At 43.0% G+C, this 7,326-nt stretch carries 5 protein-coding genes; 1 reads left to right on the top strand and 4 read right to left on the bottom strand.

Going from position 1 to position 7,326, the window contains the following annotated elements; genetic code table 11:
• From MUP17_03610 to MUP17_03595, 4 genes are all read right to left on the bottom strand, one after another.
• Positions 1-3,351 (bottom strand): tandem-95 repeat protein (locus MUP17_03610; GenBank protein MCJ7458063.1); only part of this gene is annotated, 3,351 nt, incomplete at its 3' end.
• A 119-nt stretch (positions 3,352-3,470) separates the two neighbouring features.
• Positions 3,471-4,658 carry a hypothetical protein gene (locus tag MUP17_03605; GenBank protein MCJ7458062.1) on the bottom strand — a complete coding sequence of 396 codons (1,188 nt, stop codon included), beginning with the start codon at positions 4,656-4,658 and terminating at the stop codon, positions 3,471-3,473.
• A 4-nt stretch (positions 4,659-4,662) separates the two neighbouring features.
• Positions 4,663-5,736 carry a DUF4097 domain-containing protein gene (locus tag MUP17_03600; GenBank protein ID MCJ7458061.1) on the bottom strand — a complete coding sequence of 358 codons (1,074 nt, stop codon included), beginning with the start codon at positions 5,734-5,736 and terminating at the stop codon, positions 4,663-4,665.
• 4 nt (positions 5,737-5,740) lie between these two features.
• Positions 5,741-6,331 carry a sigma-70 family RNA polymerase sigma factor gene (locus MUP17_03595; protein ID MCJ7458060.1) on the bottom strand — a complete coding sequence of 197 codons (591 nt, stop codon included), beginning with the start codon at positions 6,329-6,331 and terminating at the stop codon, positions 5,741-5,743.
• Between the two features lie 327 nt (positions 6,332-6,658).
• Here MUP17_03595 and MUP17_03590 point away from each other — a divergent pair, with 327 nt between their 5' ends.
• Entirely contained in the window at positions 6,659-6,808 is a 150-nt protein-coding gene (locus tag MUP17_03590) for a hypothetical protein (protein ID MCJ7458059.1), read from the top strand.
• The last annotated feature ends 518 nt before the right edge of the window (positions 6,809-7,326 follow it).

The raw sequence follows: 7,326 nt of genomic DNA, 5'->3' as shown, positions 1-7,326 counted from the left end.
GAAAGTTAGGTTTGAACCCTCATTAATGCTTCTGGGACCGATCGAGTCTAATATCGGCGCCTGGTTCCCGGCACTGGTTACGGTTATTGCCACTACCTCACTGTCTGCTAACCCCACTGTGTCTGTACTTATAAAGGTAACGTTGTATACTCCAGCCTGGGTAAAGTTCGGGCTGAAAACAAACGAGCCTGCTCCATTGGTGCTGTCAATGAAAGTAGCGTTGGCAGGAATATTCAAAGCACTCAAAATCAACCGGTCACCATTTACATCAGTAGCATGAGTTCTGAAGGTCAATACCTGTCCTTCGTTTAAGCTTTTTGCTCCGATAGAGTCTAATACCGGCGGATTGTTTATGTTGTTCACAGTTATCCGGACAATTTCACTATCTGTTGCCAGATACGGGTCTGTGATTTTAAAGGTAACATTATAAATGCCTGCCTGAACATAGCTCGGATTGAAAGTGAATAAACCCGCTCCATTACCACTATCGTTGAAGATAGCATTGGCAGGTAAGTCAGTCGCACTCAAGACAATACTATCCCGGTCCAAATCAGTGGCATAAACTCTAAATGTCAAATTAGAACCTTCATTTACACTCTTTGGACCGATAGAGTCTAAAACCGGCGTTTGATTACCTGCGCTTATTACCGTAATCGCCACCACCTCGCTATCAGCTGCACCCACGGTATCTCGGGCAATAAAGGTCGCATTATAGATTCCTGCCTGGGTATAATCAGGACTGAACCTGAAAATACCTGCTCCATTGGTACTATCCGTGAATGTGGCATTGGCAGGGATATTCAAAGCACTCAAAATCAGCCGGTCACCATTTACATCAGTAGCATGAGTTCTGAAGGTCAATACCTGGCCTTCAGTAACTGATTTTGGACCAATTGAGTCTAACACTGGCGGATTATTTACATTATTAACAGTTATATGCACTAACTCACTGTCAGCCGCACCTACAGTATCCCTGGCAATAAAGGTTACATTGTATATTCCTGACTGAGCATAGCTCGGGTTGAAAGTGAATGAACCTGACCCATTACCGCTGTCAGTTAAGACAGCATTGGTGGGAACATTTAAGGCACTCAAAATCAGACTGTCACCATTGGTGTCGGTGGCACGAATCCTGAAGCTCAATACCTGTCCTTCGTTCACACTCTTTGCCCCGATCGAATCTAATACCGGCGGATTATTTACGTTGATAACCGTTATCGCCACTACTTCGCTATCTACCGCACTTGAACTATCTCTGGCAAAAAAGGTAACATTATAGACCCCGGCTTGTATGTAACTCGGATTAAACCTGAATGAGCCTGCTCCATTACCACTGTCTGTAAAGGTGGCATTCTGAGGAAGGTGGGTTGCAGTCAGAATCAAATTGTCCCCGTTCGCATCAGTGGCGTGAACCCTGAAGGCCAATACTTGCCCTTCATTTACTGTCTTTGCTCTGATGGAATCAAGGACAGGAGGATAATTGATCGGTATAGCCTTTCCCGGAATCACCATCAATTTGTCGAATTTCCTATCGCTTTTAGCATACCAGTACATCGGAACCTTTACGTCCCCCCACCCTTGCCAATCCGGTTTAACCTCGGTGAAATCTTTACCCTTCTGTACCTCTAATTTAGTAGTCCCGTTGATCATTATATCCAAGCTTTCAGCAGCATAACAATCAAAAGTAAGATAATAAAGTTCCTCCGGGTCTGGTACATGAGAGCCCCAGGACCAGTCTTTTAAAGATGTGATGTTTAAGGTTCTCTTACCATTGATATTCTCTACCCTTACCTGGGCAAAGGCTGAAGCAGCCTGCTGGTTTAAAATGTCCTTGGAATTTGGTATCCATAAGCCAAGGCTATCTTTTATCTGATGAACCGCCCGTATCGAATCTATGCTGGTTGGGGTCAAGCCGCTATTTTTCCCAAAGTGAGTATAATAAATATAGATCTGCCAATCGTTGGCTACTGAAGAAGCAATTGCTTTATTGAACCAGGCATAAGTCTGCTCTGGAACAGCCGCGCTCCAATTCCCGTTGCGTTTGAATCTGTAGGTTCTGGTCACACCATCTGGAAAGGTAAGAGGATCGAAAATCACCTGAGCGACATTCAAGCTGTCAACTCTTGTGTGGATATCGTAATGATAAAGGAACCAGCTTTCCTGCAGAGCACTATCCCAGAGAAACTTGAATTTCTTCGGCGCAAAAGTCTTATTCACGTGATAATAAGGAGTTCCCGGGGTCGCACCAGACTGCTCGGTGTTAATGTAATTACCATCATGGCTGACCCATACCCCGGCTTTATAGATTTTTTCCAGGCCGTGGTTTTGCATATAGCTTAGAGCTTTGAAAACATGAGAGGAATCAAGTCCTGGACCTCCGTTGTTATATCCCGTATGACCAACTGTGTGTGCGTTGGCAATCCAGCCTCTTTGTATCCACTGGTCCAAACTATCCCCAAGAGCACGGCTCAAAGTATCTGTTCCATTGAAATAAAAGGGGACTTTCTGACCGAAGGTACCTAAACTATCAGCTATGCCATTTCCGGCGTTCCAGAACCAGAGGTTGCCAACCGGAATTTTTCCATTTACCCCCCTTCCCCATCTTCCACCAATGTTGGCATCCGTTTGCAGGAATCTTCCCAGGCTATCTATATAGCTGGGAGCAGAGGTATAATCTAGATCGCTTTCTATGCTCATTACTCCAGTATAATTCCAGGGGAGTCTTCTTATCCCGATCAATGAATATTTGTCCTTGATGGTCATGAAATTCAAATCGCTGTCCAGACTGCCCCAGCTACCGGATGAACCTCTGAAAAAGCCGTTTCCCGCAGCATATCCATTAGCTCCGTAAAGACATATGATCCGGTTTGAAGAATCGGTTCTTCTTGCATTTAAGGTAAAAGCATAAGTCGAATCAGTACTCAGGGAGAGAGGCTGGTTGAAAATGAACCAGACTTGATAACCCCGGGTGAGGTTATCCGGCTGCAGGTCGCCCAATTCCAGATTCCCGTCTGGTATATCGGTCATCTTTACCCAGGCAGTTGCCAGGACCACCTCGGTGGGACGTCCGGAAAGATCTGTAGTCCTTAACTGCAGTCTGACTGAATCAGTCGAGTTGCTCAATCCCATTCGATCCAGATAGACCGCTATTCCATCTAACCTGGCAGAAGTTGGCCTGAAAGTCTGGGATACAGTTAGAACAGATTCCAGGTTCAAATCCCAGGGATAAGTGGATTGTGTTTGGGTGGCGTCAAAAGCTAACTGATTGACGATTGTAGCTTCAAGCTGGAAATAGAAAAAAAACGTAAGAATTACAACGAGTATAAATCTGAATAATAATTTCAGCTGCATACCTCCTGCTTTCCAGGTCGCGCAATTATGTGTAAATTATTACCCGCCTCTCGTATATTATAATATATTAGTCGGCTAAAAGCAACTAAAATTTAAAAAAAAATTATAATTGAGTCTGTTTAAACTTGCGGGTTTACAGGCTCAGGGGTGGGAGTAATCGGGGCCGCCTTATCCTTAGGTCTGGTTCCTAAAAGGGTCAAAATAGCCCCACCAAAGCCGATGGTGAAGACCACATAGGTAATCATAAAACCGAGGATGGCGAAAATCACACATAATGGGGAAAATATGCCACAGAAAATCCTTAAGAAATTGGCAAATAATGACATAAATTCCACAGCTAGGATTCCTAAAGCTAAAGTCAGCATCTGAGTCTGGGGTTTTAAATTGGTGTTCTGTTTAAGCTTCTCTCCGACTATAAGAGAGACGCTAGTATATCCCAGGATCATAGCTATAAGGATAAAAAGAGGAAGAATTAAGATCGCCACTGGTATACCGATTATGGTGATGAGCAAAAGTATGAATACCGGCAGAATCAAAATCTCACCCAAGAATCCGATTAAGGCGGATTTCCAGGCATTGCGAGAGATCTCATCTTTTATCTTTTGAATATTTCTGGGTACTAAAGCCAGTGAGATAATACTCAGGAAAAAGAGGAAGAGGATCATCAGGATGGTAAAAAGAAATCCGATCCCCCGACTCCAGAAAGCGCCAGGGTGAAATACAAAGAACCTGCCGGGAAGAAAATCTAAACCCTGGGTCTGGCCTCTGACTATTGCTCCGGGTTCCTTTTTTACGTCCCCTCCAATACTCGTAGCGTCCTTCTCAATCACTCCTGTGGAGGAAACGAAAACATCTCCGCCAACAGAAACAACATTCCCCTCAACTGTGCCCTTCACATATACGTCACCGCCAATACATACAACATCTCTGGACACAGTATCCCCTTTCTCCACGGTGACATCCCTCCCGAACTTAACGACGTCACCTTCGTTCAGTTCCACAGCAGTGGCAGTTTTTCCGCCAAGTTTGATCTTGATTTCAGTAGTGGTAGTCTCTTTAGGCTCTGTGGTTGTTATCTTGATTCCCTCTTTGCCTACGACCACCTCGCCTGGTTTTTCCTTAATTTCCTTTCCTTCCTGGGTCTTGATAGTTATCCCCTGATCCCCTATTTTTATCTCGGTGATCTTCTGACCAGTGGTATCAGGAAAAGTCTTCTTTTTTCCCTGAGCGTACAAGTTTGCGCTGGAAAAAAGGAATAATAAAAGGGATAAAATCAAGACGGTTGATGATTTGTTGATTTTATTCATTTTTTTAATACTCCTCTATGCTTATATCTCCACTTACTGTTTCTATTTCTATTTTCGCTCCTCCTGAACCCAGCTTTCCGGAAAGTGAATAGCGGGAAGCGGTTTTCAAAACCATCGGCAGATTTAGGCTTATCTCTCCACTGGTAGTTTCAAGCTTCAGATCAGCCTGTGCTCCTTTGGAGATGGAGAGATAAACTACTCCACTGGTAGTTTTAAGGGAGTAGTTCCTTGAAGGCACAATCTGAGTTTTAGCTTCAAGATCTCCGCTGGTGGAATTTAAATCCAGGCCCCCGTCTGTCTGCTCGACCGAGACATCCCCGGAGGTGGTGGTAATGCTAATGTCTCCTTTGAGTCCTTTGCCTTCTAGATCTCCTGAGGTCTGGGAGGACTTAAGAGAGCCTTTAAACTCTTCGATATTCACTGTTCCGCTGGTACAATCTATACTCAGGTCCCCCTCCAGATTTTTAACCTGGATATCGGAACTGGTCCCCTCCAGGCTGATTTTACCTTTTAAATCCCTGGCCTGAATACTGCCACTGGTAGCAGAGGAAAGGATCTCTCCTTCAACCCCTGCTAACTCAATATCCCCGGAGGTTGCACTTAGATTCAGCTTTCCCTTAAGGTAGAAAGTCCTTATCTCTCCGCTGGTTACCGAGATATCTGCTTCACGAATATCTTTGGGAACGAAGATATGATAACTCACATATCCTTCCACTGATTTTTTCCCGGTGAAAAGTCTTTCCCAGAAACCACCTCGGTTAGTCCTCTGGTATTTAGTCTTGATACTAACTAAAGCCCCAGCCTTTTCTATGTCTATTCGAATTTTCTGAGCGAGCTCTTCTGCTTCCTTGCTATCCTTAGCTTCGACTATTTTGGTGGTTTGGATTATGATTTTGTTCAGATCATGCGATTCCAGAATAATCTCGCCTCTGGGATCTTCGACTTCCAGGGATAGAGGTTCCTCTAAAGTGAATTCCTTCTGTAGCGGGAAGCTGAATTCTTTTGCCTGCAGGAATGTAGAAAAGAAGAGAAGTAGTGCCCCACAGGTCAAGATTTTTAATAAGACATTTTTTTTCATAATATTAATACCTCATATGTTTAAGTTTCTTTTTAAGCAGTACCCTGGCTCTGAAAATTCTGGCTTTAACCGTGCCCACAGAGAGATGCAGGATCGAAGCTATCTCCTCATACGATTTGTCCTCTTTATGACGGTACAGGATAACCTCTTGGTATCTTTTGGGAAGAGAGGCTATTGCCTCTTCCACTGATAGCTCTCGTTGCTTTAGATCAAAATCTTTTTCCGGGTCAAATGTTCGGTCCGGGATCTCGATTTCGAATTCACCTTTCTCTGTTTTCCGGGGTTGATCCAGGGAGAAAGCCTCAATTTTTTTCCGGCGCAGATAATCAATGGAGCTGTTTGCCGCAATCCGGTAAAGCCAGGTGGTAAAACGATATTTAGTTTTATAGGTTGCCAAGGAGCTAAAAGCTTTGACAAAGGTTTCCTGCACTAAATCCAGAGACTCATCGTAATTGCGAACCAGCTTCAGAATGACGTGCTGAACCGCATTTTTATGCTTCTCCATCAGAAGCTGGAAAGCCTTCTGATTACCTTCCAGGGCTTCCTTGACCAGAGCCTGGTCATCCTGAGTCACCCATGTCTTCTTTCTTTGCATACGTTGATCCAAGGATACAGGTTTCAGAAAAGATAGCAAAACTCTCTTCTGATTACAAATAAAAATTACCCCTGACTTACAAAAAATCGAATCTCCAAATCGGATTGGGGGTATGGGGGACAGACAATAGAATATCGCCGGGGCTCAATACTTTTTTTGAAAATTTACCAACGGAGCAGACCCATAAAATCTAATTCTTTTTAATACAATGTGAATGAGAGAATTAAGGAAGCGGAAGTTGTGACAAGACTTCTTCAGACTTGGGCATAAAGATTGCTCATCTTTCTGAGAGGAACAAAAGATGATCGACTTAAAGGAGAAAAATTCATGAATAATAATAATAAAAGAAAAAAGCTCAATTCTAAATTGCCGGAAAAGACCTGCTGGCACATATATACCCTTCAAGCATTAAGCTCGGATAAATTCGTCCGGGTGGTGAATAAAATTCTAAAAAGGGAATATATTCTAATAAAATAGACAAATGGCTGGAAATTAGTCCTCCCTCCTATAAATAATAATTAGAAAGATTAAAGCAAATTCCGCATACCCTTAAAATCTGTGGAGAATCTTGAGAGGCACAGATTAATTTTATAGGTTGGATGAGTTGCTCTGAAGAAAAGCATTTCTCTCCTAACCACTTGCCAAGAATGAGGTCTGTTTTCAAGAAAATTGTAAGCATCATTAACTCAGCCCTACACATTCCTTTTTGCTTGACACTCAAATTACTTCTAAGTTAATTAAGCTAATGTCCGATAAGATGTGGTGATCGTTGACAAACTCGATATCATTTTGTGCATATGGCAGAAATCACTCCAGATTATAGGAATCAAACTTCAATCCTATGAAGGTTAATTCTCAAGTCAGGTTATGAAAAGATAAATCAATCAGACCGGACTTTATTTTTTAGCTCTGTAATTCAGGTAAATAACAAAAACTGGTCTTAGCCGGCTTAGACTTTAGGAAATATCGGCTGTATATTAGTTCAAAACCGGTTT

This window comes from Candidatus Zixiibacteriota bacterium, from assembly GCA_022865345.1.
Classification (GTDB): Bacteria; Zixibacteria; MSB-5A5; order MSB-5A5; family RBG-16-43-9; genus RBG-16-43-9.
This window is presented reverse-complemented; position numbering and strand designations above follow the sequence as displayed.

Bases quoted from the DNA above. Each gene is read 5' to 3' on its own strand.
- MUP17_03605 (MCJ7458062.1), bottom strand. From the start codon at position 4,658: ATGAATAAAATCAACAAATCATCAACCGTCTTGATTTTATCCCTTTTA.
- MUP17_03600 (MCJ7458061.1), bottom strand. From the start codon at position 5,736: ATGAAAAAAAATGTCTTATTAAAAATCTTGACCTGTGGGGCACTACTT.
- MUP17_03595 (MCJ7458060.1), bottom strand. From the start codon at position 6,331: ATGCAAAGAAAGAAGACATGGGTGACTCAGGATGACCAGGCTCTGGTC.
- MUP17_03590 (MCJ7458059.1), top strand. From the start codon at position 6,659: ATGAATAATAATAATAAAAGAAAAAAGCTCAATTCTAAATTGCCGGAA.